Genomic DNA, 22,754 nt, shown 5'->3' on the forward strand with positions numbered 1-22,754 from the left:
AATCGACTCGCGGCTGGGTGTGGGGCAGAGTCGGTCTCATGACCGACACGGAGATCACCACCGACCCGGTGGGTACGCAGCTGTTCGCCACCATGCCGTTCACCGAGGGACTCGGGGTCGAGGTGCTCGAGTGTGGTCCGGAGCTGGTGCGCAGCCGGCTGGGGTGGCGCGAGAACCTGTGCACGCTGGGCGGTTCCATGCACGGTGGCGCACTGATGTCGCTGGCCGATGGCACGGCCGCGGTGTGCGCCTTCCTGAATCTGCCCGAGGGTGCGCAGGGTACGACCACGGTGGAGTCCAAGACGAATTTCGTGCGCGCCCTGCGTTCGGGTCATGCCACCGCGACCGCGACGCCGCTGCATGCCGGGCGCAGTTTCATCGTGGTGGAAACCGAGATCCGTGACGACGCGGGCAAACTCGTCGCCAAGGTGACCCAGACCCAGGCCGTGCTCTAGGCGTACAGCTCTTCGATGAGGGTCGCGTAGCGGGCGTGAATCGGCTTGCGGCGCGGCTTCATCGTGGGGGTGAGCAGGTCACTGCCGGGCTGCCAGAATTCGGGCACGATGCGGAACTTCTTGATCTGTTCGACGCGCGACAGCTTGGCATTGGCGGCGGTGACGGCCGCGCCGATCATCACCTCGATCTCGGGGTGCGCGGCCAGCGTGACGGGATCGGTTGCCAGCCCGTGCTTTTCGGCGAATCCGGCGACGGCGTCCTGATCCAGTGCGATGAGCGCGACATTGTATTTGCGGTTGTCTCCCACCGCGATCGCCTGCGCCACCAGGGGACTGAAGGCCTTCACCCAGTTCTCGATGGTGGCCGGTGACATGTTCTTGCCACCGGCATTGATGATGAGTTCCTTCTTGCGGTCGACGATTCGCAGGTAGCCGTCGAAGTCGAGGTCGCCGATATCGCCGGTGTGCAGCCAGCCGTCGGCGTCGATCACCTCGGCGGTCTGCTCGGGCCGATTCAGGTAGCCCTTCATCACCAGCGGCCCACGCACCAGCACTTCACCGTCGTCGGCGATGTGAACTTCCAAGCCGTCCAACGGCTTTCCGACGGTGCCCATCTTCAGCCGCCCCGGCGGGCAGATCGACCCCATGCCGGACACCTCGCTCATGCCCCACGCGTCGCTGACCTCGATGCCGAAACCGTTGAACCAGCGCAGCAATTCGGGCGACACGGGTGCCGCGCCGGAGATGGCGATCTTGAGGTTGTCGAGCCCCAACGTCCGGCGAATCTTGGACAGCACCAGTCGATCCGCGATCGCATGCTGGGTCCGCAACGCCACCCCGATATGGTTGCCGTCGAGCCGGGCATCGGAGTACCGGCGGCCGACGGCCACCGACCAGTTCGCCAGCGCAGCCTTGGCCCCGGTGGCCTCCCCCAGCTTCTCCTCGATCCCCGTGCGCAGCTTCTGCCACACCTGCGGCACCGCCCCGAGCAGCGTCGGGCGGCAATCCGCCAGCCCCGGAGCGAATCCCGCCCGGTCGGCCACGGTGGTGATGGTATTGCCCAGTGCCATGCACAGATACAGCGCCGACCAGCGGTCCGCGATGTGCGCGGACGGCAGGAACGACAGCACCCGCTCCTGCTCGGTGGCGTCGGCGAGCCGGATGCTGGCGTCCACCATGGCCACCAGATTGGCGTGCGTGAGCTGCACACCTTTGGGCGCTCCGGTGGTGCCGGAGGTGTAGATGAGGGTCAGCACATCCTCGGGTCGCACTGCGCGCCAGGAGGATTCGAAGTCGAAGCCGGGATCGGCCGCGGCGGCCAGTTCGTCGAGGCTCATGCCGCCCTCGCCGTCGAGGCAGACGATGAAGCGGACGTCGGTGCCCTGGCGGCCCTGCTCGATGACGGGCAGGAACTGCGTCTCGCACACCACGACGGTGGCTCCGGAATCGCTCAGCAAATGATGGATCTGCTCGGGCGAGGAGGTGTTGTACATGGAGAACGGCACCCCGCCCAGATGCACGACCGCGGTGTCCACCGGATAGAACTCGGGCCGATTGGTCATCATCAGCGCGACCTTCGAGCCGCGCCCGACGCCGAGCGCCGCGAACCCGCCGGCCAGCTCCCGTGCCCGCGCACCCCATTGCCCGAAGGTCATGGTGACCCCGTCGCCCGCGGTGCGCACGGCGATCGCCTCCGGGTTGCGGGCAATGGTGGCCTGGAAGGCCTCGCACATGGTCGCGGGTACAGCTGTCATGACCTCGGTCGCTCCCTCGTTGGATCGAATCGCTAGGTCAGCATACTCAGAGCAAACGTACGGTTACGTAGGGGTAGGGCAAAACGGGCGTCCGCGGCTACCCGGCAATGATCGGCACCAGGTACGAACGCGCGAATTCGGCCAGCTCGTCCGGGGTTTCGAGATCGGCCAACCCACCCCGCACCAGGATCATCGAATGCACCACGCGGCAGCCGATTTCGGCCCGCGTGGCCAGGTCGGACGGGGCCTCGAACAATCCCGCGGCGGCAGCCCGGCCGAGGATTGCCACGGTGGCGGCCACGGACATGGCGAAGACACCCTCGCCATCGACGGTGAGCTTCACCAGGATTCGCTCGGGCTCGACGGCGAGCAGGCGCTCCACCAGCGGATGTGCGCGCCAGCGCGTGATGACGGTCACGAAGACCTCGGCGACCAGACCGCCGAGATCGGTGTGCCGGTCCGGGATGCCGGTGAGTTCGGCCAGGAAGGTGGCGACCTCGCGGCCGACCACGGCCTGCACGAGACCGTCGCGGGAACCCAGGCGCCGGTAGACGGTCACCCGGTCGACGCCGGCCTGCTTGGCCACATCCTCGATGGTCGTCTTCTTGACGCCGACCTTCTGGAATTGCACCAGCGCCGCGTCGAGGATGCGCGTCTCGATGTCATCGGCGGCATCCGTGCGGGTCAGCGGGGTTTTCGAGGCGGTCGTCACCGGATCCACGCTAGCAGGCGAACGACCGGTTGCAACAATCTCATGCGATTTGTTGCTGCAACATTGCAATCGAATTTGTTGCGCTGTACGGTTCCTGCATGGCTGAGAAGGCTGGCGCAACGAAGCGCCATTACGGCGACGAGGCACACGCCATTGCCGCCCGCGACGTCCACTTCGACTTCGAATCCGTTCCGCTGCACTACATTCCGGGCGAGGTGCTGGCCACCCATATCGTCGACGTCATGCACCTGGTGCTGCCGGAGGGTGAAAGGGCCATGGCGCAGGCACTTTCCGAGGCGCTCCCCTATATCGACGACGAGCGGCTCCGCGAGGAAGTGACCGGGTTCGTCGGGCAGGAGTCCATGCACGCGGCCAGCCACGAAGCGGCGCGGCAGCACCTGCAGGCGCTCGGCCTCGACGTCGACTCGTATGTGAAAGGTGTTGCCTGGCTGGTCGACCGGATCCTCGGCGATCACGGGCTGACCGGGCGAGCCAAGGAGCAGTGGCTCAAAGAGCGACTCGGGCTGTTCGCCGGGATGGAGCACTACACGGCCGTTCTCGGCGAATGGCTGCTCGAAGCCGACATCTTGGAGACCAAGGGCATGCATCCGGCCATGCTGGACCTGGTCCGCTGGCACGGCGCCGAAGAGGTCGAACACCGCAGCGTGGTCTACGACGCGTACATGCATCTCGATGGCGGCTACCTGCGCAAGGCCCGCACCGGCGTGCTGGCCAGCGCGACACTGCTACCCCTGTTCATCCTGTCGGCGGGCTACCTCTACCGAAAGGACCCGTCACCGGACAAGGGCCGCTTCTGGGGCCGCCAATTCCTGAGCGCGACCCGCCGCGGAGTAATCCCCAGCTGGACAGTCTTCTTCACCGAGATCCCCCGCTACCTACGCCCGGGCTTCCACCCATCCCAACTGGGCCCGATGGACACCGCCCTCCGCTACCTCGCCCACTCCCCCGCAGCCCGGGCGGCGGCCGAATGAGCACGGATCGCCCCTCTGGCACGAGCACCGACAGCGCCGCCGACCGGGCACGGAACCTCGCGCGCGACCATGCACCTCGTCATTCCGGCGTGCTCGTGGCCGGAATCCACGCTGGTGGTGTGGATCCTGGCCAAGAACACGCGGGGATGGCGGGCGGGTCACTCGCAGGGCCGACGCGACGTGCGGCTGCTCAGCCCATCGGGCTTCGGGTGCTGGGTGGGGTGATGGATGTCTACAAGCGGGTGTTCGTGAGCGGTGTGGCGGCGCCAGTGTTGTCTCCGGCCAATCCGGTGCGGCGCAGTGGGTTCGAGATCGCGACCGTGGTCGAGAGGCTGGAGCGGCCGGTGGCGGATGTGCTGGCGGTGACATTGCGGGCGGCCGGTGGGGGCGAGCTGCCGAGTTGGCGGCCGGGAGCGCATGTGGATGTGTTTCTGCCGTCGGGGCGGCAGCGGCAGTACTCGCTGTGCGGGGATCCGAACGATCGGCTGCGGTATCGGATTGCGGTGCGGTTGATTCCGGGCGGCGAGGGCGGGTCTCGGGAGGTGCACGAGGCGTTGTGGGTCGGGGATCGGGTGCGAATTCGCGGTCCGCGCAATGCTTTTACGTTGGTGCAGGCACCGTCGTATCTGTTTCTGGCGGGCGGGATCGGGATCACGCCGATGTTGCCCATGGTGCGGGCGGCAGGGGCACGCGGAAAGCTGGTGTACACCGGGCGGTCACGGGAGTCGATGCCGTTTCTGGACGAGTTGCCGCAGGCGGAGATTCGGCCCGATGACGAGTTCGGGCCGCCCGATGTGGCGGCGTTGATCGCGCGGGCCGAGCCGGGTGCGGCCGTCTACGTATGCGGTCCGCCCACGATGCTGGCGGCGGCGCAGCGGTGCCGATTCGCGCTGGATCCGACGGGATCGCTGCATACGGAACGGTTCTCGGCATCACCGGTGGTCGACGGGCGGCCGTTCGATATCACTCTCGCGCGCAGCGGCCGGACCGTGCACGTCGGCGCGGAGGAAACCGCGTTGGCCGCCGTGCAGCGGGTCGCGCCGGACGTGAATTACTCCTGCCGCCAAGGCTTCTGCGGAACCTGCAAGGTCGGGGTGCGCGCCGGTGCGGTGGATCACCGCGATCGACTCCTCACCGCCGCCGATCGGACCGACCGGATGCTGCTGTGCGTGTCCCGTGCTGCGGGCGACTCGCTCGTGCTCGATCTCTGAACCAGGAAGATTCATGTCGACTCACACGGAAACAACTGTGCCGCACTCGGATTCGGACTCGACCGAGCACGTCCACATCGCGATCGTCGGGGCCGGGTTCGGGGGCATCGGGCTGGCGGTCAAACTGCGCGAAGCCGGGTACGAGGATCTGGTGATTCTCGAGCGGGCGGACGATCTCGGCGGGACCTGGCGGGCCAATACCTATCCCGGCTGCGCGTGCGATGTGCCGTCACAGTTGTACAGCTACTCGTTCGCACCGAATCCGGACTGGTCGCGCACCTATGGGCGGCAGCCGGAGATTCTGGAGTATCTGCAACGTGTGGCCCGGGACCATGATGTGTTGCGGCACATCAGGTTCGGCGCGGAACTGCTGGACGCGCGGTGGGATGACCGGCACTCGGTGTGGCAGGTGCGGACCGCGCGCGGCGACCTCACCGCCGACATCCTGATCTCGGCGGCGGGCATCTTCGCCGACGCGAAGTACCCCGAGCTGCCCGGACTGGATCGGTTCGAGGGCAAGGCATTCCACTCCCTGCACTGGGATCACGATCATGACCTGACCGGTGAGCGGGTGGCGGTGATCGGCACCGGCGCGTCGGCGGTGCAGTTCGTGCCGGAGATCCAGCCGCTGGTCGGGCGACTGCTGTTGTTCCAGCGGTCCGCGCCGTGGATCGTGCCACGCCTGGACCGGCCCACGCTCGGCGTGGAACGGTCATTGCTGCGACGGATTCCACTCGCCCAGAAGGCGATCCGGGGCGGCTGGTACGCGGCAATCGAAGGTTTCGGTCTGATCTCCTTGGTGGACAAGCGGTTCCGGCATCCCTATGAGGCGCTCGGCCGGCTACAGCTGCTGCGGCAGGTGCGCGATCCCGCCCTGCGCGCGACGCTGACACCCGACTATGTGATCGGCTGCAAACGTGCCATCTTCTCCGATGCCTATCTGCCCGCGCTGGATCGGCCGAATGTCGAGGTCGTCACCGAGGCCATCGCCGAGGTGCGCGAGCGTTCGATCGTGCTGCGCGACGGCACCGAGCATCCGGTCGACACCATCATCTACGGCACCGGATTCACCTCGATCCCCTCTGCCTATCAGCGCTATGTGGGCCGGCACGGGCAGTCCATCGCGCAGCTGTATCACCTTGAGCCGCAAAGCTATCTGGGCGCGACCGTGGCCGGGTTCCCCAACTTCTTCTGCACCCTCGGGCCGTTCGGGGCGGCCGGGAACCAGTCCGCCATCTACATGATCGAATCGCAGATCGCCTACATCGTCGATGCGTTGAAAACGATGCGCGACAAGGGAATCAGCCGAGTCGAACTGCGTCCGGAGGTGCAGGACGACTTCCTCGACGAGATGGACCGCCGCAGCGCCGACAGCGTCTGGCTGACCGGCGGCTGCCAGAGCTACTACACCACCGCCGACGGCCGCAATGCCGGGCTGTATCCGAACTGGAGCTTCGAATACCGCAGGCGCACCAGGCGCTTCGACGCCGAGTCCTATCTGATGACAACCGAAGCCGCGATCACAGAAATGAGCCGCTGATGTCCACGCCGCGCTGTCTCCCCGGCCCCGGACCGTTCCGTCCCGCAGGCAGGGTCGCGCTGATCACCGGGGCAGGTCAGGGGATCGGCCGCGAACTCGCCGCCATCCTGTACCGGCGAGGCGCGTCGGTCGCCATTGTCGATGTCGATGCCGTGGCCGCCACCTCGCTGGCCGCCGAATTGGGTGAACGAGCGCTGCCGGTCATCGCCGACGTCTCCGACCGGGCCGCCATGGCCGAGGCGATTCCCCAGGTGGTCGCCTATTTCGGGCACCTCGACATCGTGGTGGCCAATGCCGGTGTGGTGCCGCGGCCCGCGACCCTGCGCACCATCGCGCCTGCGGATTTCGACCGCGTGCTCGATATCAATCTCACCGGGGTGTTCAATACCGTGCACCCGGCGCTGGACCACATCATCGCCGCGCGTGGGCATGTCGCGGTCGTGTCCTCGTGTGCCGCGTTCGCGCCGGGTATGGGTGGCGCGCCGTACATGATCAGCAAGGCGGCAGTCGAGCAGTTGGGGCGGGCGCTGCGGGTCGAGCTCGCGGCGCACGGGGCCTCGGCCGGGGTCGCGTATTTCGGGATCGTCGACACCGAGATGACGCAGGCGACCCTCGACCGGGACGATCTCGGTCGCCGCATCGAGGCGCTGCTGCCGTGGCCGCTGAATACCCGCATCAGTGCCGCGCAGGCCGCACGGACACTCGCCGATGCCATCGAAGCGCGTGCGGCACAGTCGATCTCACCGCGGGCGTGGGGGCCGTACGCAATGCTGCGCGGAGTGATCAACACGGTGCTCGATTACGGCCTCGCGCATGATCCGCGAGTGCACGCACTCCTACGCGAAGTCGAGCGCCGCAGCCTCGGAAAACCCGCCTCATCAGCGATTATGCCCATGGACACGGGCCGGGTTGAGGCGCATTATTGATCTCACATCCGGTGCCGTTCGTCGGGGGGACGACAAAGGAACCCTCCCGGACGGATCGGATACGGAAATGTTCACCAAGAAGATGATGGCGACAACGGTGTTCGCCATCGCGGCCACGGGCATCACCATGGCGACGGCACACGGCGAGGCGGGGCTCGCGGATGTCACCCTCAATGCGATGGATGGCCAGGTCGGCTACACCACCACGCTGGCGGCCGACCACTCCAATGCCCTGATCACGCTGGCCTCCGGCCATTTCGTGCTCGCACCGGACGCGGTACAGGTCGTCGGTGACGACGGCACCCTCGTCGGGTCGATCCCGATGACGCTCACCGCGGCCGACACCGGCCAGATCCTGCAGGTCTCACCCACATTGAACAGTGACACCTCGCTGACCCTCACCCCGGTGGGCGGCCCGGCGGTGGCCGCGACCAGCGCCCAGGATCTGCCGTTCATGCACAACGCCGATGCGGACGGCGGCGCGATCCTCGCCGGCGCAGTGGTCGGCTGCCTGGTCGGCATCGTGATCGGAATCTGGTTCTTCCTGGTCGGCGCGATCGTCGGCTGCGCCATCGGTGCGGCCATCGGCGGCTTCATCGGCGCGGTGTCCTAGGCATTCGATTCCCTTGCGGGTCGGGTGAACAGGAGGTCACGCCGGATAGCGGAGGCGTCGGTGCCGATGCCTCCGCCGACGGATCGTGTTATTTGATCAGCTTGTCCCGCAACTGTTCGATGGTCTTGCCCTTCAGGCCGAGGCCCTCCTTCAGGTACTTCTCGACGGAGCCGTACTGGCTGTCGAGCTGGTCGATGCCAGCCTGCAGGTAGCTGCGGTCGACGCCGAGCAGCGGGGCGTAGATCGCCGCTGCCGCATCGCCCTTCGCGGCCTTGATCTGTGCCAGCGTGGCCGAATTCGTGGCCGCGAGGTAGTCGTTGCTGAGCAGGTAGTCGCTCATGATGGTCGAACTATCGACGCGGGCGATGCTCTGCAGCAGGAAGGCCGTCCAGCCGGTGCGGTCCTTGCCTGCGGTGCAATGGAATACGGCCGGACCATCCTGATCGGCCAGCTGGGTGAGCAGCTCGGCGAACTTCCCGCGTTCACCGGCATCGGCGACGAAGGAGCGGTTGAGATCCTGCATGAATTTCTTCGCCACGTCCGGGGAAGTGAGATTCGGGGTACTGCTGGACAAATTCCCGCCCAGGATCGGGATATTGACGTAAGCCGCGCCCGCGGGCACCCGGTCGGCCTTCTGCGCGATCTCGTCGGCGCTGCGCAGATCGAACACCGAACCCAGGTGCAGGCCATTGAGGGTGGCCAGATCGGCGTCATTGGGAGTCAACGCATTCGAGCGGTAGAACACACCCTTGTTCAGGTGATGATTGCCCTGGCCACGGTAGCCCTCACCGGTTCCGGCGAGGTCACGGAAGTTGACGACGCTCGCCAACCGGGGCGCGTCCGCACCCTGCTCGTGATGGGGCTTCGCCGACGCGACCGGCATCCCCAGCATCGCCGAATCGGCCACGACCGAACCGACCATCGGAGACGCGAGCAGACCCGCGGCGATCATGACAACGATTCCACTGCGCCGCACTGAAACTGACACCTACAAACTCCTGTTCACGCGCAACACCCGCAGCCACACTCCGTGACTGCGGGTGCCACAAATAGATCGCGACAGGTATATCGGCGGCATATGAACCGAAAGCAATCGCGCGGCGAACAGTCCAGCGGCACTTCGGAAACCCGGAACGGCGGGAAACATATATGGTTTCCGCCGATCCCCGACTAGACAGATGCCATGCCAATCCTGGTCGAACCCACCACCCGGCTGCACGCCGCATGGCTCGAGGCACACACGGAATGGGGCCCCGGCCATCACGAAGACGGCTTCGGCCTCCAGCACTCCGACGACGTCACCTCCCCAACCGGTTTCGCCACCTGGGTCGCCACCCTCACCACCCCACCCATCACCTGCACCTACCGCTGGATCCTCGACGCCGATCGCATCCTCGGCGGCATAGCCCTCCGCCACTACGACACCGGCCTCGGCCACATCGGCTACGGCATCCGCCCCACCGCCCGCCGCCAAGGCACAGCCTCCTGGGCCCTCGCAGCAATCCTCCCCGAAGCCCACTCCCTCGGCCTCACCCAAGTCGCCCTCGTCTGCGCCCCCGACAACCTCGCCTCGATCCGCACCATCGAACGCAACAGCGGTGTCCTACAAGGCATCCGAACCACCCCACTCGGCCCAGCCCGCCACTACCGCATCGACCTCACATGACACCAGCCACCCCGAACATTCCAAGATCAGGGAGTTCTCATGGAGGTGATCCGGACAAAATTCCGCAGTGAGAACTCCCTGATCTTGAGTCCAGCCCTGGGCTCTCGTCGCGAACAGCCGCGCGGCGCTACCCGGACGCCTTCCCGGCAGCCTCCGAAGCCGATGCGCCCGTGCCAGTTTCGGCTGATCCAGCGGCCTCGGACGCTGCCGCAGACCTCGCCCCCGGAGCCTTCGCCGCCCCTTTCATCTGCAGCCCCTTGCCACCAGGGGCCTTGAGGCCGCCCTTCATGGCCAGACCCTTACCACCGGGGGCCTTCAAGCCACCCTTCATACCCAGACCGCCACCGGCCGGAGCCGCCTTCGGCGCCTCGACCACAGCCTCGGCGACAGCAGCCTCGGCCTTGACCGGCTCCGGTTCGGAAACCGGTTCCGGCTCTTCGACCTTCGGGGTCTGAACAACCTTCAAGTTCTCCGTCAGGACCGACGCCTCGACACGGGCGATCGACTGCAGCATCAACTGCGCCACGTCGACGACCTCGACACCCTGGCCGACCTCGCCACCATCCTTACGCGCGGTCACACCATCGGTCAGCATCACGCGGCAGAACGGGCAGCCGGTCGCGATCATCGACGGCTCGTTGCCGCCCTTGAGCGTGTCCAATGCTTCGTCGACGCGGTCGACGTTGATGCGCTTGCCGAGGTTTTCCTCCATCCACATGCGGGCGCCACCGGCACCACAGCACATGGAACGCTCACCGTGACGCGGCATCTCGACCAGGGTCGAGCCGGAGGCTTCCATCAACTCACGCGGCGCGTTGTAGATCTTGTTGTGCCGACCCAGGTAGCACGGGTCGTGATAGGTGACGTTCTGCGCCACCGGCGACACCGGCACCAACGACTTCGCCCGCACCAGGCGGTTGAGCAACTGGGTGTGATGCACGACCTCGTAGCTGCCACCGACCTGCGGGTACTCGTTGTTCAGGGCGTTGAAGCAGTGCGCACAGGTGACGACGATCTTCTTCTTCGACGCCTCCACACCCTCGAACACGGTGTTCAACAACTCGATGTTCTGCATCGCCAACTGCTGGAACAAGAACTCGTTGCCCGCACGACGCGCCGAGTCACCGGTGCAGGTCTCTTCCTGACCGAGCACCATGAACTTCACGCCCGCGGTCGCCAACAACTCGGCCACAGCCTTGGTGGTCTTCTTGGCGCGGTCTTCATACGCACCCGCGCAGCCGACCCAGAACAGGTACTCATACCCGTCGAAGCTGTCGGCGTCACGGCCGTAGACGGGGACCTCGAAGTCGACCTCGGAAATCCAGTTCAACCGGTCCTTGGAGTTCTGACCCCACGGGTTGCCCTTGTTCTCCAGGTTCTTGAACAGACCCGCGAGCTCGGACGGGAACTCCGACTCGATCAACACCTGGTAGCGGCGCATATCGATGATGTGATCGACATGCTCGATATCCACCGGGCACTGCTCGACGCACGCACCACACGTGGTGCACGACCACAGGACTTCCGGATCGATGATGCCGCCGGACTCTCCGCCCTGTGCGGGCGCGACCAAGGCTCGTTCTCCCTCGGCGCGTTCCGAATCCGACAGCTTGTCCTCGTCACCATGAGCCAGCAGATACGGAGCCTTGGCATAGGTGTGGTCACGCAGCGACATGATCAACAGCTTGGGAGACAATGGTTTTCCGGTGTTCCAGGCCGGACATTGGGACTGGCAGCGCCCGCATTCGGTGCAGGTGGTGAAGTCGAGCAACGCTTTCCAGGTGAAATCCTCGACCTTGCCGACGCCGAAGGTATCCACGTCCGGATCTGCGGAGTCCATGTCCAGGTTCTTGCCGCCGGACATCATGGGCTTGGCCGCACCCAGCGCGACCGAACCGTCGTCCTCACGCTTGAAGTAGATATTGACGAATGCCGAAAGCCGGTGCCACGCAACACCCCAGGTGAGCTTGCGGCCGATGAGGTAGAGGAATGCCGCGCCTGCAAGCATTTTGACGAAGGCGAAGACCGAGATCAGCACCGGACTGGCGGGCAGCAGGCGGGCGACCTGCAGGGTGAACGGATCGGTCGAGGCGTGCCCGCCGCCGTAGGTGGCGATCTTTCCGGCTTTGACGAGCACATCGCCGAAACCATGTGTGAGCACGATCAATTCGATGATGTACGCGGCGACGAAGTTCGACCCGGCGAACCGGGAGAGTCGCTCCGGACGCCGCGGATGGTTCAGCTGGCGGATGGCGATCAGCGCCACGATCCCGATCACCGTGGCCAGGCTGAATATTTCCTCCAGCAGCCGGTATCCGGCGGTCTCCCCCACGATCGGCCAGTGGAATTCCGGGTCGAACGTCTGCCCGTACGACTCGAAGTAGAAGAGCATCCCGACCAGGAACCCGGTCATCACCAGCCAGTGCGCCCAGCCCACGGATCGGAACTTGCTCATCCGGGTATGCGCGATCACCTCCACGACAACGGTTTTCGCCCGCGGCAGCACCGGCCGCAGCCGCGACCGATCCGCCTGCCCCGCCCGCAGGACGCGAACCATCCGCCCCAGCCCGATGGCCAGCGTCCCCCAACTCAGCAGGGTGACGACTGCACCGATGATCCCCAATACGACCGTCGTGGTACTCACGATCCCGACCTCCCCCCGGCCCGAGCAGCACCGGCCACAAACCAGATCGATGCTACCCGCCAGTAACTTACGCTGTTGTCTGCATCATGACATCGCCGGCGGGCCCGAGTCCACCCTGTCGGGCTATGACATGAACACCCTTGCGGCAGAGCGCATATGAGGATTACGGTGTTCGTCCCCAGCCTCCAGACCGGCCCCAATAAATTCAGTACCGCCCCGACACAGGCGCTGTTAACGTTGAGACACAACAACAACGGAAGGAATGGCAATGACCGGGATCGCGGATACCACGCTCGCGTGGTGGCACGTCGCCGGTGATCGCCTAGACGGTCCGTAAGGGTTTTCAGACCCTTCACACGGGCCGTTCCCGGCGGATTCACCGCCGACGGAACGGCCTTTTTCGTTGGGCCAGTAGCTCCAATTGGCAGAGCAACTGTTTTGCACACAGTAGGTTCCGGGTTCAAATCCCGGTTGGTCCACGCAACCGCGCCGCAGAGCGCGGTACCCACTTACGCCTGTAGCTCAGCGGCAGAGCGACGGTCTCCAAAACCGGACGTCGCAGGTTCGAGTCCTGCCATGCGTGCAACACATTCCAGCCACTTCTCGTCGGTACGGGGTGCGGCGGCTATCCGAGTTGCGACGTGAGTTCGCGGGTCATCCAGATCGAGTTGCCCCGGACCGGATTCGGGGTGATGCGGCCACTCTTGTAGAAGTCGATCTTTTCCAGGACGCGGAACGACGCGGCATTCCAGTCGCGCACCGTAGCCCACAAACGCCGCCGCCCCGTTGCCGCGGCAGCCTCGACGACTGCCCGGCCCGCTTCGGTGGCGTATCCATTCCCGTGCGCCCACCGGGCGAGTTCGTAGGCTATCTCCGGTTCGTCGAAGGACGCCTCGCCGATGGTCAGTCCGCAATAGCCGATGAACTCGCCGGTGGCCAGCAGCTCGATAGGGAGTAGGCCGAGCCCCGGAGCAGCCGTAAGAGGGTTGGCTCGCAACCGGTCTCGCACTTCTTCGACGGTCGGCCGCCCGGCCGCGTCGAAACTGCGGACGGATCGCGCATCCCGCTCCATCCACATCGCACGGTATTCCTCCGCGTCGGAGGGAAGCCACCGCCGCAGCCGCAGCCGCTCGGTCGAAAGACTCGCCGGGAAGTCCGTATAGGCCGCCACCATCCCAATCTAGTTGACTCGCAGGGCATTCAGGTGCGTACGACCAGTCTCGGATGCTGCCAGTGAACTGCCAGGACGGTCGGGAATGCTCGGTTGGATTCGAATCCGATCGAAGGGATCACTATGACCGAGTCCTTGCCGGAAACCGCTGTTGTGCGGGTCGGCCGAGCGAGTTTCGAGCCCGGCAACTATGCGGAGTTCGAGGCTCTGATCAGGAAGCAGGCGGATTATCTGGTGCCGGCGATCAAAGAGTTGCCGGGGCTGCTGCACTGGTTCACGGGTGTTTCGCCGGATGGGTCCACGGTGCAGATCAGCGTGTGGGATTCCGAAGAGCATGCGAAGCAGATGGATGACCTGAAGTTGATGGCTGTGGTCGCGCGTGGGGAGATGGAGGCGATCGGAGGGAAGTTCGAGCGGCCGATCATCAATTACCCGATGACCTGGACCATCTGACGCCGCCGAGCGACGGCGACGCCTGAAGAGGCGCATTCGCCGAAACTGGGAAATACTTGCCGACGCGGCCCACCCGAAATGGGCTGCGCGGCGAGACCCGGTGGCGTTTGGAGTGTTCGATGGTGGCGGCGGAAACGACCGACACTGTGCTGTTGCCGCGGACGGTGCTGCGTCACGCACTCGGGGCCGGGGTGGAGCGCGAGCGCGTCGCCCGGGACTGCGGACTGTCCGAGTGGCAGACCACCGACGGCAGCGTCCGCACCCCGAGCGGCATCTACCTGCGCACCTGGGAAGTGGTGGAGCACGAACTCGGCGGTGAGGACACCGCCATGCACATCGCCGACCGATATGTCATGGGCGAGGCCGGATTACACGACTACCTCTTCTCCACCGCACCCACCCTCGGCGCCGGACTGGCAACGGTAGGCCCCTTCATCGGCGCGATCAGCACCAACTTCCATTTCGAGCCGGGCCCCGAAACCGAGGACGAGGTCAGCTTCGAGATCACCATGATCAACGGCGAGGGCCGCGGCAAGGACCTCGCCATGCAATGGGGCACAGCCGCATTGCTGGCCCGAGGCCGCCTAGCCACCGGCATCGCGGTAAACCCGGTCCGAGTCGCATTCCGACAGTCCGCACCCCGCCGCCACGCCGGCATGATCGCATCGCTCGGCACCACCGCCATCGATTTCGACGCCCCCGTGGACAGCCTCACCCTCCGCAAGTCGGACCTCAACCTCCCCCTACACACCGCCGACCCGAACCTAGCGGCCCTCCTCCAACGAGTGGCAGCATCCACCCCCACCCCACCCCCGCAGGCCACCACCTGGCTCGACCACCTCGCCATAGTGATATCCACTGCCCTCGAAGACAATTCAGCCACAGTCGACGCCGTAGCCCGCCGCCTCTTCCTGAGCCGCCGCACCCTCCAACGCCGCCTAGCCGACCACGGCACCACCTGGCGCACCGAACTGGACCGCGCCCGCCGAACCCGCTACGAATCCGCCGCCCCCGACTCCGACCAAGCAGCCTTACTCGGCTACGCAGACCCCCGCTCCGCCCGCCGCGCCACCCAACGCTGGAACACCGCACCCCCCGCCGACCGAACCCCCATGGCCGACAGGTGATTACAAGTGGGGCGGGCGGGGCTCGAACCCGCGACCAATGGATTATGAGTCCACGGCTCTAACCGACTGAGCTACCGCCCCGGACCGCGCTTGCGCGCGGGCGTCGCGATGATATCGCGAGGGGGGTGGGAATGCCTACTTGACTCGGGGGAATGGGGGGATGGGAGTGTCCTGCCCCGGGGAAGGGGGCACGACACGGCGGGGGTCAGTAGGCGGGGTGGTCGGCGATCTTGTTGAGTTCGAGCTGGTAGTAGAGGACGCCGAGGCCGAAGAGGAAGTTGAGGAGGAAGCCGAGGATGGGCTGGCAGGTGCCTTCGAGGCCGGCGGCTTCCTGGGTCTGGCGGATGCGGGTGCCGGTGCGCCAGAAGCTGATGATGGCGGCGATGCCGGTCCAGGACAGGAAGATCATGACCAGGAGGGGGCCGGCGACGGGGGCCTCGGGGTCGCGACGGAGTTCGGCCATCTCCTTGTGGATCTTGTAGTACCAGACCAGGAAGTAGATGCCGAGGGTGATGAGCGGCCAGACGAGCCACACCAGCACCGGGTTGCGAGGCTTGATCGGCGTGGCGAGGGCGGTGGTCATGCTGATGAATCCTTTTGTTGTGATGCGGAATTCGATTCCCCGAACCAGGGTGCCCGGGAAACGTATCCACAAGATCGTGACCGGATCGTGAAGCGTTAATGTGGGTGCCGACCACGATCGCAGGAGGAACGATGGCGAATCTGTTCGTGAACGTGTTGCGGGGACATCAATGGCTCTACGAGAACAGCAACGGGCTGGTCGGACACAAGTTGCTGTTCGGTAACCCCACCCTGCTGCTGCGGACCGTCGGGCGGAAGACGGGACAGCAGCGGACCAATGCGCTGACCTACGCCAAGGACGGCGACGCCTACCTGGTGACCGCCTCCAATGGCGGCTCGCCTCGACCGCCGGGCTGGCTGGCCAATGTGAAGGCCAAGGGAGACTGTGAGATTCAGGTCGGTACCAAACGGATACCGGTCACCGCGACGGCCACCTATCCGGACGATCCGGACTATGCGCGGCGGTTCGAGCTCGCGGACAAGGTGAATCAGGGCCGGTACGCGCAGTATCAGACTATGACGACGCGCCCGATTGCTGTGGTAGTGCTCACGCCGCGCTGATTCGGGTTTCGACTGGACGCGACAGGTAAGGGTCGACTATCCTCTCGGGCTAGAGGGGAGTACTTCCCAAGAATCATTCCGGTCAGTACGGGCCGCGCCGTCGCGTCCCCCGGGTGATCGCCCACGGACATGGGTGAAGGAGACCTCGGCTGGTTTTCCCTGCCCGAGGAGGTCCAATGAGTCCTACCCTGTCCGTTCTCGCAAGTTCCCCCAGCATCGACACCGTCGGCACGCCCTGGTTGTGGGGCGGCACCATCGTGGTGGTGCTGGCCCTGCTGATCTTCGACTTCGCGCTCACCCGCCGCCCGCATGAGGTGTCGATGCGGGAGGCGATCGGCTGGACCGTCTTCTACATCGCGCTACCGGTCGTGTTCGGCGTGTTCCTGTGGATCAACAACGGCTCCACCCCGGCCACCGAGTTCTTCACCGGGTATCTGCTGGAGAAGTCGCTGTCGGTGGACAACCTGTTCATCTTCATGCTGCTGCTGTCGGCCTTCGCGGTTCCGGCCGCACTCGCCCAGCGGGTGCTGCTGTACGGCATCGCCGGCGCGCTGGTGCTGCGCGGCATCTTCATCGCGCTGGGCGCGGCCGCCCTGGCCAGCCTCGACTGGGCATTCCTGCTGTTCGGCCTGATCCTGCTGGTCACCGCCGTCAAACTGCTGGCCGACGCACTGAGCGGGCACGAACAGGACGTCGATATCTCCACCATGAAGTCGGTGCGCCTGCTGCGCCGCTTCTGGCCGGTCACCGACGACTACCAGGGCACCAAAATGGTGGTGCGCGAACAAGATCCGGCCCAGCCGTCGAAGATGCGCCGCGCCCTGACCCCGCTGGCCCTGGTCGTGGCGGCCGTCATGGCCACCGACGTCGTCTTCGCCGTCGACTCGGTCCCCGCGGTCTACGGCGTCACCGGCGACCCGTTCCTGGTCTTCGCCACCAACGCTTTCGCCCTACTCGGCCTGCGCGCCCTCTACTTCGTCTTGCACGCCGCCCTCTCCCGCCTGGTCCACCTCGCCTACGGCCTCGCCGCCATCCTCGCCTTCATCGGCGTGAAACTGGTCCTGCACTGGGCCCACGGCATCTGGAACGGCGTCCCCCAAATCCCCACCCTCGCTTCACTCCTGGTGATCGTGGTGGTCCTCACCACGGTGACCCTCACCAGCCTCGCCGCCACCCGCAACCAGGAAACTCCCGAGGACAGCAACGTAGCCTGAAACCATGCTGCTGAACCGTTCCCGGCCGCCACGGCCCGAACAGATCAATCGGGTCGTGGCGGAGTTGGAGCTCCCCGACGCCGTGTTCAAAACGTCGCCGTGGCAGCCTCGGGAGCTGGTGGAAACCGGCCTGCGGCAATGGTTGCGGTGCTGCGGGGCCGCTATGCGGGACGATCAGGTGATCGGGATGCCGTCGCATGCGGTGGATGAGGCTTGGCACGGGCTGATCTTGTGCACCAAGCGGTATGCGCGGTTCTGCGACAGCGCGTACGGCAGGTTCCTGCATCATTTCCCCGACGGCGAAGGCAGCGGGTCGGGGGATCCGATGGCCGATCAGTTGGGGCGGACCGTGGTGGCCTGGTCGTTCGTGGCGCAGCCGGGTGAGAAATGTGTGCTGTGGGATCTGGATAGCGTTGTCGGAGTGGATCATCCGTGGGGTATCCCGGCGGAACGGGTCCACTCCATCGAGGCTGCGCTGCGGGCGGGCTGACCGACCCATCGGATCGGGCTAGCTGCCGCCTCCTCCACCACCGCCACATCCGCCGCCGCCGCAACCTCCACCGCCGCAGGAGCTTCCACCCCCGCATCCGCCGTGGCCGCCGCCGCAGCCGCTATGGCCGCCGCCGCAACCGTGGCTCTGCCCGCCACCACTGCAGCCGCCGCTGCCACCCCCGACATGACCGGTCCAGCCGGATGCGCCGAAACTCCACACCCGGTGGCGATGTCGGCGACGCGGCCGAGCAGATGTCTGGAAATGGGCCACGATGATCGTGATCACGCTGACGGCGATGATCCCGACGCCGATCACCAGGCTGATCGTCTTGAATACGGTCTCGATCACAGGTTCCCTCCCCTGCCTGCGCTAGCTGCTGCCCCCGCCGCAACCTCCACCGCCGCAACTACTGCCCCCGCCGCACCCGCTACTGCCACCACCGCACCCGCTACTGCCACCACCGCAGCCGCTACTACCGCCCCCGCAGCTGCTACCGCCGCCACAACCGCTGCCCCCGTCGGACCCACCACTGTCGCTGGATCCGCCCCAGTCGCCGCCGCCGTAACCCCAGCTCCTGTCGCGCCTGCGCCGATGATCGGACCCACCACCGGCAATACTGCTGGCGACCCCGACCAGCGCGATCATGATGATGACAAAGATTGCGATGCCGAACATCATGGCCTCCTCCCCCTGTATCACGGCCCCTCCGACCGCGAGGTACAGCGAAAGCTACGCCGGAACGAATCCCCACGACAAACCCATTTTTCGGGGGACTCGTCCGTGGTGTGAGTCCCCCGAGAAACGGGTAATCCCTACGTCAGCTTGACCCGGGCGGCGAAGAAGCGGGCGACCGAGGGGGCGTAGCGGTTGAAGCGGTATTGGAGCCAGGCTTCGGGGGTTACCGGGACGACCTCGCGGCCGTTTTCGACGGCCTTGAGGATCTGGGCGGCGACCTTTTCCGGGCCGTAGCGGCGGGCCGCGTAGAGCTTGTCGTAGCGCTGCTGCTTGGCGGCTTCCTCTTCGGCGGAGATGCCCGAGAAGCGGGTGGTGGCAACGATATTGGTGTGCACGATGCCGGGGCAGATGGTGTGCACTTCGATACCCTTGGCGGCCAGTTCCGCGCGCAGGCAGTCGGAGAACATGAAGACCGCCGACTTGGAGGTGGAGTAGGCGGCGAAGCCCTGCTGCGGGGTGTAGGCGGCCATCGAGGAGAGGTTGACGATGTGGCCGCCGAGGCCGCGGTCGGTCATGGCCTTGCCGAAGGCGCGGCAGCCGTTGATGACTCCGTGCAGGTTGATGTTGAGCACCCGGTCGAATTCGGCCGCCGAGGTGTCGAAGAAGTCACCGGCCGCGCCGACGCCCGCATTGTTGATGAGGATGTCCGGGACGCCGTGGGCGGCGATGACGGTGGCCGCGTGCTCGTTCACGGCGTCGGCGGAAGACACGTCCAGTTGGTAGGCATGCGCCTTACCACCTTGGGCCGCAATGAGTTCCGCGGTCTCCTTGGCCGAGTCGAGGTTGATGTCCGACAGCACGACCTCGGCCCCGCTGCGCGCGAACGCCAGCGCGGTCTCGCGCCCGATGCCACTGCCACCACCGGTGATCACCAGCAGCTGATTCTCGAAAGCCCGCTGCTGCGCACCGACTTCGGCCCGCTTGAGCCCGCGCGAGGTCTCCCCTGTGCGGAGCGCGTCGATGAGTTCGACGGTGGAGGTGGCCAGCAGTTCCGGATGCGAGAACGGCAGCCAGTGCCCGCCGCCGACCTCACGCCGGTACAGGGTAGGCGCGTACTCCTTGGTGTCGGCGTAACCGGCGGGCCGCACCGCCACATCGCGGCGCGCGATGATCAACTGCACCGGCACCTCGGTGCGCCGTTCACGCGGATCGCTCAACCGCTGCAGGATGTTGGCGCGGTAGATGCGCATGCCGTCGAAGAAGTCGCGACGGAACTCCGGACCGAATTTGATGTTTTCCGGCGAGGTTTCGTTCATCAGCCCGACGAAACGCGACCACATCTTCTCGGTGCCCAGCGGCTTGAGCACCACCCGCGGCACGCCCGGCGTCATGAACAGCCCGGTGTACATCGACGACAGCAGCTGCGTGAACGGCCCCCACACCTTGCCCTGCGACAGGCTCGAACGCACCCACGCGCCCAGGTGATCCAGGTTGGGCCCGGACACCGAGGTGAAGGAGGCGACCCGCTCGGCGGCCTGCGGCTCGCAGACGGCCTCCCACATCTCCACCGAACCCCAGTCGTGGGCCAGGATGTGCACGGGCGCATCGGGACTAACCGCGTCCGCGACCGCGAAGAAGTCGGCCGCGAAGTGCTCGAGCTTGTAGTCCTCGGTGCGGTCGGTGCGGGTGGAGCGACCGTGCCCGCGGGTGTCGTAGGTGACCACGTGGAAGCGGTCGGCCAGCAGCGGCACCACCCGATCCCACAGGTGGTTGTCGTCGGGCCAGCCGTGCACCAGCACGATGGTCTCGGCCGAGGGCTCACCGTATTCGTAGACGGCGATATCGAATTCGCCCGAGCGCACCATGCGCTCGGCGGCGGGGATGACGGTGGGGTGATCGGTCACGATCTTCTCCTCGTTGAGACGGTGCTAGATGTCCAGCACCAAACGGTCCCCGCCGCAACGGGATACACAGATGAGCATGTCGCCGGCCGCACGCTCGGCGTCGGTGAGCACGGTGTCGCGATGGTCGACGTCGCCCTCGCGGACCCGCACCACGCAGGTGCGGCAGAAGCCCTGACGGCACGAATAGGCGCTGTCCGGACGGAGTTTCAGCACTTCCTCGAGCACCGACTTGTCGGCGGGCACCTCGATGACCTCGCCGCCGCGGGCCAGTTCCACCTGGAAGGCGGTGCCGTTGACCACGGGCGGCGGTGAGAAGCGCTCGGAATACAGTTCCACCCCGGGCATCTCGCGAATCTGATCGGCGATGAGCTGGGTCATCACAACCGGACCGCAGCAGTAGACGGAGGTGTCCGTGCCGACGCCGGGCAGCAGGTCGGCCCCGCTCGGAATCCCGTGCTCGTCATCGGTTCGCACGGTCACCCGCGACCCGAACGACTCCACTTCCGAGAGAAAGGGAATGGTGTCGCGAGAGCGCCCCGCGTACACCATGGTCCACTCGACACCGAGCCGCTCGGCCATCCGGATCATCGGCAGAATCGGCGTGATACCGATGCCGCCCGCCACGAAATGCATACGCGCGGCCGAGGATCCGTATCCGGGCAGCACGAACGGGAATGCGTTGCGCGGCCCCCGCACGGTCAGCGCGGTGCCGATCTTCAGCTCGTCGTGCACTTCGAGGGAACCGCCGTTGCCGTTCGGAATCCGGCGCACCGCAACGCGATACGCGTGCCGATCGGCGGGATCGCCGCACAGCGAGTACTGCCGCACCTTCCCCGAGGGCAACTCCAGGTCCAGGTGCGCGCCTGGCCGCCACTCGGGCAACGCGCGCCCATCCGGCGCGGTCATGAGCAGGCTGATCACATCGGTGTCGTGCGCCTCCACCCGGCGCTCCACCACGACCAGCGGAATCCGCCAGTCGTTCACCGGTGCCGGCGGTTCGTGCCGGTTGACGAAAGTGGTCCAGCGCAAACGGCTTTCGGCGATGAAGTCCAGCACCCGGGTGGTGCGGTCGGCACGTGCCTTGCCGTACAGGTCCTGCGGCGGGTCGAACGGAACGGGCCGGGTAGCGCTCACGACGCCATCATCCGGGCGGCCGGGGACTGCGCCAGGTACGCGATGGCCTGGGCGCTGGAACCGACGGTCGCGGGGGTGTATCCGGGCTTGAAGGTGGACAGTGCGCTCACCAGCAGCGACGGGATACCCGGCACCGAACCGCGCCACATGGACGCGAAGATACGCAGGATCAGCATCGGGTAGCGGTGGTTGGGCAGCGAGGGATCCTGGTGCACCAGATACTTCGCGCCACGCGCCAGCAGGGCGATGAAGATGGGGAACACCATCAGCATGAGCGCGCACCGGCGCACGTAGCTGACCTCGAAGTATTCGGCCACATCGTGCGCGACCATGCGGTGTTCGACTTCCTCGGCTCCGTGCCAGCGGAACAGGTCCAGCATCTGTGGGTCGGCGTCGAACTTCTCGAGGTCGGCATTGAGCACCCAGTCGCCGAGCCAGGCGAAGAAGTGCTCGAGCGCCGCGATCACGCCCAGGCGTTCCACCAGTTGCTGCTGCTGTGCGGCCGGGGTGGACATCTCGCGCGGGCCGAGCGTCTTGCGGAAGATGAACTCCGCCTGTTGCACATAGGGTTCCACGTCGATGCCGTGGGTCTTCAGCACCTGTTCGAGGGCGCCGTGGTGGCTCTCGGCGTGCATGGACTCCTGCCCGATGAAGCCGATCATGGCTTCGCGCAGCTTCTCGTCCTTGACCAGTTCCAGTGCCTCGCCGAAGGTCACCAGGAACATGCGCTCGCCTTCGGGCAGCAGCATGCTCAGGGCATTGAGGACGTGCGAGCCGATCGGATCACGCTTCATCCAGACCGGTTCGGTCCGTGACCAATCGAACTGCACATTGCGTGCCTGCAGGGCTACCTCTCCGGGTTCGGTCACCGGCGAGCGACGGCCCAGCGTCGGAAGTAGCTTCATCGGTACTCCTGGATCTCGTATC

General features: G+C 66.0%; 22 protein-coding genes and 3 tRNA genes. 14 read left to right on the plus strand and 11 right to left on the minus strand.

What is annotated here, in order from left to right; translation table 11 throughout:
* Positions 1–38: 38 nt before the first annotated feature.
* On the plus strand, positions 39–455 hold the full coding sequence (locus ACFXHA_RS39305) for a PaaI family thioesterase (RefSeq protein WP_379365456.1): 417 nt from the start codon (positions 39–41) through the stop codon (positions 453–455).
* Here ACFXHA_RS39305 and ACFXHA_RS39310 read toward each other — a convergent pair.
* Positions 452–2,209, minus strand: a complete 1,758-nt coding sequence (locus ACFXHA_RS39310; RefSeq protein ID WP_379365458.1) for an AMP-dependent synthetase/ligase — start codon at positions 2,207–2,209, stop codon at positions 452–454. The two genes, ACFXHA_RS39305 and ACFXHA_RS39310, sit on opposite strands and share 4 nt — an antisense overlap.
* A gap of 97 nt (positions 2,210–2,306) precedes the next feature.
* Entirely contained in the window at positions 2,307–2,921 is a 615-nt protein-coding gene (locus tag ACFXHA_RS39315) for a TetR/AcrR family transcriptional regulator (protein ID WP_379365460.1), read from the minus strand.
* A gap of 98 nt (positions 2,922–3,019) precedes the next feature.
* Between ACFXHA_RS39315 and ACFXHA_RS39320 the strand changes: the two genes are divergently transcribed.
* The 5 genes from ACFXHA_RS39320 (at position 3,020) to ACFXHA_RS39340 (ending at position 8,203) form a co-directional block, all read left to right on the plus strand.
* A complete protein-coding gene (locus ACFXHA_RS39320; RefSeq protein WP_379365462.1) occupies positions 3,020–3,913 on the plus strand; it encodes a metal-dependent hydrolase in 894 nt (297 codons plus the stop codon).
* 146 nt (positions 3,914–4,059) lie between these two features.
* The gene (locus tag ACFXHA_RS39325) at positions 4,060–5,124 is read left to right on the plus strand and encodes a PDR/VanB family oxidoreductase (RefSeq protein ID WP_379365662.1); all 1,065 of its coding nucleotides are present in this window, start codon (positions 4,060–4,062) and stop codon (positions 5,122–5,124) included.
* A gap of 13 nt (positions 5,125–5,137) precedes the next feature.
* The gene (locus tag ACFXHA_RS39330; RefSeq protein ID WP_379365464.1) at positions 5,138–6,664 is read left to right on the plus strand and encodes a flavin-containing monooxygenase; all 1,527 of its coding nucleotides are present in this window, start codon (positions 5,138–5,140) and stop codon (positions 6,662–6,664) included.
* On the plus strand, positions 6,664–7,590 hold the full coding sequence (locus ACFXHA_RS39335) for an SDR family oxidoreductase (protein ID WP_379365466.1): 927 nt from the start codon (positions 6,664–6,666) through the stop codon (positions 7,588–7,590). The genes ACFXHA_RS39330 and ACFXHA_RS39335 overlap by 1 nt, the downstream gene beginning before the upstream one ends.
* Positions 7,591–7,657: 67 nt before the next feature.
* Positions 7,658–8,203 (plus strand): hypothetical protein, encoded by a 546-nt coding sequence (locus ACFXHA_RS39340; RefSeq protein WP_379365468.1) that lies wholly within the window; start codon positions 7,658–7,660, stop codon positions 8,201–8,203.
* An 88-nt stretch (positions 8,204–8,291) separates the two neighbouring features.
* Here the strand turns inward: ACFXHA_RS39340 and ACFXHA_RS39345 are convergent, their stop codons facing one another.
* Positions 8,292–9,191: a tyrosine-protein phosphatase gene (locus tag ACFXHA_RS39345; RefSeq protein WP_379365470.1), complete on the minus strand. Its 900-nt coding sequence runs from the start codon at positions 9,189–9,191 to the stop codon at positions 8,292–8,294.
* A gap of 195 nt (positions 9,192–9,386) precedes the next feature.
* Here ACFXHA_RS39345 and ACFXHA_RS39350 point away from each other — a divergent pair, with 195 nt between their 5' ends.
* Positions 9,387–9,869: a GNAT family N-acetyltransferase gene (locus ACFXHA_RS39350; RefSeq protein ID WP_379365472.1), complete on the plus strand. Its 483-nt coding sequence runs from the start codon at positions 9,387–9,389 to the stop codon at positions 9,867–9,869.
* 127 nt (positions 9,870–9,996) lie between these two features.
* On the opposite strand, the gene ACFXHA_RS39355 is transcribed toward ACFXHA_RS39350, so the two are convergent.
* Complete coding sequence (locus tag ACFXHA_RS39355) at positions 9,997–12,513, minus strand: (Fe-S)-binding protein (protein ID WP_379365474.1); 2,517 nt, start codon at positions 12,511–12,513, stop codon at positions 9,997–9,999.
* A gap of 405 nt (positions 12,514–12,918) precedes the next feature.
* Between ACFXHA_RS39355 and ACFXHA_RS39360 the strand changes: the two genes are divergently transcribed.
* Positions 12,919–12,992, plus strand: a tRNA-Ala gene (locus ACFXHA_RS39360).
* 32 nt (positions 12,993–13,024) lie between these two features.
* Positions 13,025–13,096 (plus strand) — tRNA-Trp (locus tag ACFXHA_RS39365).
* 42 nt (positions 13,097–13,138) lie between these two features.
* Here the strand turns inward: ACFXHA_RS39365 and ACFXHA_RS39370 are convergent.
* Entirely contained in the window at positions 13,139–13,684 is a 546-nt protein-coding gene (locus ACFXHA_RS39370; RefSeq protein ID WP_379365476.1) for a GNAT family N-acetyltransferase, read from the minus strand.
* Between the two features lie 123 nt (positions 13,685–13,807).
* Between ACFXHA_RS39370 and ACFXHA_RS39375 the strand changes: the two genes are divergently transcribed.
* Both ACFXHA_RS39375 and ACFXHA_RS39380 read left to right on the plus strand, forming a co-directional pair.
* Positions 13,808–14,137, plus strand: a complete 330-nt coding sequence (locus tag ACFXHA_RS39375) for a hypothetical protein (RefSeq protein ID WP_379365478.1) — start codon at positions 13,808–13,810, stop codon at positions 14,135–14,137.
* Positions 14,138–14,256: 119 nt separating this feature from the next.
* A complete protein-coding gene (locus ACFXHA_RS39380) occupies positions 14,257–15,264 on the plus strand; it encodes an AraC family transcriptional regulator ligand-binding domain-containing protein (protein ID WP_379365480.1) in 1,008 nt (335 codons plus the stop codon).
* 7 nt (positions 15,265–15,271) lie between these two features.
* Here the strand turns inward: ACFXHA_RS39380 and ACFXHA_RS39385 are convergent.
* Positions 15,272–15,345 (minus strand) — tRNA-Ile (locus ACFXHA_RS39385).
* Between the two features lie 124 nt (positions 15,346–15,469).
* Positions 15,470–15,847: a DUF4234 domain-containing protein gene (locus ACFXHA_RS39390; protein ID WP_379365482.1), complete on the minus strand. Its 378-nt coding sequence runs from the start codon at positions 15,845–15,847 to the stop codon at positions 15,470–15,472.
* Between the two features lie 131 nt (positions 15,848–15,978).
* Between ACFXHA_RS39390 and ACFXHA_RS39395 the strand changes: the two genes are divergently transcribed.
* The 3 genes from ACFXHA_RS39395 (at position 15,979) to ACFXHA_RS39405 (ending at position 18,111) form a co-directional block, all read left to right on the plus strand.
* The gene (locus ACFXHA_RS39395; RefSeq protein ID WP_379365484.1) at positions 15,979–16,407 is read left to right on the plus strand and encodes a nitroreductase family deazaflavin-dependent oxidoreductase; all 429 of its coding nucleotides are present in this window, start codon (positions 15,979–15,981) and stop codon (positions 16,405–16,407) included.
* Positions 16,408–16,583: 176 nt separating this feature from the next.
* Positions 16,584–17,621, plus strand: a complete 1,038-nt coding sequence (locus tag ACFXHA_RS39400; protein WP_379365486.1) for a TerC/Alx family metal homeostasis membrane protein — start codon at positions 16,584–16,586, stop codon at positions 17,619–17,621.
* Between the two features lie 4 nt (positions 17,622–17,625).
* Positions 17,626–18,111: a hypothetical protein gene (locus ACFXHA_RS39405; RefSeq protein WP_379365488.1), complete on the plus strand. Its 486-nt coding sequence runs from the start codon at positions 17,626–17,628 to the stop codon at positions 18,109–18,111.
* Positions 18,112–18,129: 18 nt separating this feature from the next.
* Here ACFXHA_RS39405 and ACFXHA_RS39410 read toward each other — a convergent pair whose 3' ends face one another.
* The 4 genes from ACFXHA_RS39410 to ACFXHA_RS39425 all read right to left on the minus strand — a co-directional run bounded on the left by ACFXHA_RS39410 (position 18,130) and on the right by ACFXHA_RS39425 (position 22,732).
* Complete coding sequence (locus ACFXHA_RS39410; protein WP_379365490.1) at positions 18,130–18,462, minus strand: hypothetical protein; 333 nt, start codon at positions 18,460–18,462, stop codon at positions 18,130–18,132.
* Positions 18,463–18,926: 464 nt separating this feature from the next.
* Complete coding sequence (locus ACFXHA_RS39415) at positions 18,927–20,654, minus strand: SDR family oxidoreductase (RefSeq protein WP_379365664.1); 1,728 nt, start codon at positions 20,652–20,654, stop codon at positions 18,927–18,929.
* Positions 20,655–20,717: 63 nt separating this feature from the next.
* Positions 20,718–21,827 carry a PDR/VanB family oxidoreductase gene (locus ACFXHA_RS39420; protein ID WP_379365492.1) on the minus strand — a complete coding sequence of 370 codons (1,110 nt, stop codon included), beginning with the start codon at positions 21,825–21,827 and terminating at the stop codon, positions 20,718–20,720.
* Complete coding sequence (locus ACFXHA_RS39425; RefSeq protein WP_379365494.1) at positions 21,824–22,732, minus strand: metal-dependent hydrolase; 909 nt, start codon at positions 22,730–22,732, stop codon at positions 21,824–21,826. The genes ACFXHA_RS39420 and ACFXHA_RS39425 overlap by 4 nt, the downstream gene beginning before the upstream one ends.
* Positions 22,733–22,754: the final 22 nt, after the last annotated feature.

The organism is Nocardia sp. NPDC059240, assembly GCF_042753865.1.
Lineage (GTDB): Bacteria > Actinomycetota > Actinomycetes > Mycobacteriales > Mycobacteriaceae > Nocardia.